Here is a 2,817-nt window from a genome sequence, read left to right on the forward strand (position 1 = left end):
TTTAATGATGATTGAGAAGCAAAAGCAGAAAAAAGCAAAAGCGACTATGAACTCGCTTCGCTCGTGTTTTTTCAAAAGCAAAAGCCCTCGATAGTAAAAATTATCGAGCAGCTAATATTTTTAAAAGCGGTTTTTCAGAGGGGGGAATAATCGAACTTTCATAACTTCGCTCGTAGACACTCGCTTTGTAAATTTCATTGAAAGATTTAAATGAAAAACATTGTTGCTTTTCGAACGATCCTTTATGATCAAAATACGAAGTTTTTTGATCATAAAGGTGTAGTGAGTACACTTTTAATCAAATATAAAAAATAATCAACTATTTGCCGTTTTTTGAATTATATAAAAATCAGTCATTTAGCCAACTGTAAAAACAGCAAATTTTCACTGTACTAACAAGAGTATGAGGTTTTTTTATGGATAATAATTTTGCGATTTTACGGACTGAAAAACTAAAAACTTTTGGCAATATTGGTGGATCACTTGCACATAATTTTCGTGATATTGAAACGCCCAATGCTGATGCTGATCGAACAATAAAAAACTCTCACAGTTTAAAATCATCAGCTGAAGTAATGGATGCAATTCAGCTTCGATTGCCTGAAAAAAGACGTTCTGATGCTGTGTTGTGCATTGAGCACTTAATTACAGCTAGTCCAACCTGGAGCGGCTGGGGAACTGAGAAAGAGAACGAATTTTTTGAAAATTCAAAAAAATGGCTCGAAAAACAGTACGGTTCTAAAAATGTGGTAGCTGTTTCGATTCATAGAGATGAAACAACTCCGCATTTGATCGCATATGTCGTGCCACTTGATGAAGCTACGGGAAAGTTAAACGCTAAAAAATGGCTTGGTGGTCGTGCAAAAATGTCACAGATGCAGAGTGACTTTGCTGATCAAGTAAGGTCTTTAGGTCTTGAAAGAGGGGTTGAAGGATCTAAAGCAAAACACACCAAGATTAAAGAATATTATGCAAAAGTTAATCAGGATGAAGTCGAAATACAGAGAAATGTATTTTTACCCGATGCTGAATATGATGAAGATAAATACATGTATGCTGAAAGATGCGTTAAATCTGTACTTAAAGATTTACAGAGTGATTTAGCACTTGCTGAACAAACTAAAATTGCTCGTCAGAATGCACAAAAGGCACAAAAAGCTCTAATTGATATGCAAAATGATGTCTTAGCTTATCTGAATGCAAAACGGCATTTAAATGAAAATGAACGTGAAGAACTTGATCAAATGATTAAGATTATCAGCCAAAAATTGCTAGATAGAAGAATTGAAAATAACGGATTTAACGCTGATTTTAATTACTAAAATTCATGTTTTATAAAGCATTTTTTTGATTCGCTTAATTCTATTTTCTAAACCCACAATGCTTTTTTGAAGGCGTTCGCTATACACTTTTTTTTGAAGATCAGAAAATTCTTTAAGTTCATTTTCAAGCTGAGAAATTTTGCCTTGTAGCAAAATTTCTTTTTCAAATTTTGTTATCTCTTTTTCAATCATTTTTATTCCTTGATCAACTAAAAATAACGCCAAATTCTTCAAGTTTATTTTGCCATTGGTCTGCTATGACATCACTTGTGATTTCACTTTGGATACGAGCCATCATTTGCATAATTGATTCATCACCCTGTTTAAACCGGTCTGATAACCGATTAGACATGATTAACCCTGTAATCTTGCTCGCTCTGTGCTGTAAATCGCTCACATTTGCGTTTTTAGGCGGTTTTACGATGTTGGTGGGGATTTCTACGGTTTTTTGCTTAGAAACGCCAGAATCGCTGTTTTTTGCCATTTTTGATGATGCTTTTGGCTTGGCTGTGATGTAGATCGAGTGGATTGAACGCCCTTTCTTCAAAAATTGGATATCTGTAATACTCAAATCTGTTTGATCGTTGATTTCTTTAAGTGCAGGTTCAATAACAAATCTTTTTAAGTCGTTTGTTTTTTTATATTCAGTATCAGAGAAGCAAAACATTGAGCGAATATCGTCAATAGTCAGCTCAATATAGAACTCTTTCCCTTTTCCTAAGTTCTGTTTTTGCTTTAAAAACTCATAAAACCGTAATGAATGAACGCACTTAAACTGCTGAATATTCTTATTTTCATATTGGGTGAAGTAGCCTTGCAGTTGAAGCAGATAGGGCTTTAAATCGGGGTGAAAATCGACAAGTAATGTCCCTCGATTGCTGTTGTAGCGTACCGATGAAAACCAATTAAGTGCGATCCCTTCTTCCTCATCACCAATGATAATAGGTTGTTTATTTAGCTCTAGGGCTGATTTTTTGATGTAGCGATACGCATTTTTAGTGTCGATCCCATGACTTTCGGCAATGCTACGAACATTCACCTCATATTTTTTAAAGTCGGTATCTTCCACGTGTATTTGAGAAATGACGTTATGCAAAACGTATTGTTGGATAATTGTCAGGCGATATTTTGCCGTAATTAGATCATTCGATTTTTTTACAATTTGGTTCACTTCTTTCATGACCAGATCCAATTTTAATTTTGATCGAGTATTACACAACTACGAGTAAATTAAAATACTCGCTTTTATGTCTTTATTTTCGCATTTGACCGTTATTTTCTCGCATTTGACCGTTATTTTCTCGCATTTGACCGTTATTTTCTCGCATTTCGACCTCTGAAAGCCTTACACAGCAAGGCTTTCAGACCCCCTAAAAAAAGAAAAAAAGAAAAAAAGAAAAAAAGAAAAGCGGTTTTTCATGAAAAACAGCCCTATGCCCTCGCTAAAGCTCGGACGTTTTGACCTCGTTTCACTCGGTCTTAGGGGCCGTTTTTT

At 34.9% G+C, this 2,817-nt stretch carries 3 protein-coding genes; 1 reads left to right on the top strand and 2 read right to left on the bottom strand.

The window, feature by feature from the left end; genetic code table 11:
- Positions 1 to 416: 416 nt before the first annotated feature.
- Entirely contained in the window at positions 417 to 1,322 is a 906-nt protein-coding gene (gene mobV, locus AC4CUY_RS22410; RefSeq protein WP_052502925.1) for a MobV family relaxase, read from the top strand.
- Between the two features lie 3 nt (positions 1,323 to 1,325).
- Here mobV and AC4CUY_RS22415 read toward each other — a convergent pair whose 3' ends face one another.
- Positions 1,326 to 1,514, bottom strand: coding sequence for a hypothetical protein (locus AC4CUY_RS22415; protein ID WP_044432694.1), 189 nt, complete (start codon positions 1,512 to 1,514; stop codon positions 1,326 to 1,328).
- 13 nt (positions 1,515 to 1,527) lie between these two features.
- A complete protein-coding gene (locus tag AC4CUY_RS22420; protein ID WP_130132688.1) occupies positions 1,528 to 2,502 on the bottom strand; it encodes a replication initiation protein in 975 nt (324 codons plus the stop codon).
- Between the last annotated feature and the right edge of the window lie 315 nt (positions 2,503 to 2,817).

It is taken from the genome of Acinetobacter sp. 778_lipA, from assembly GCF_058242985.1.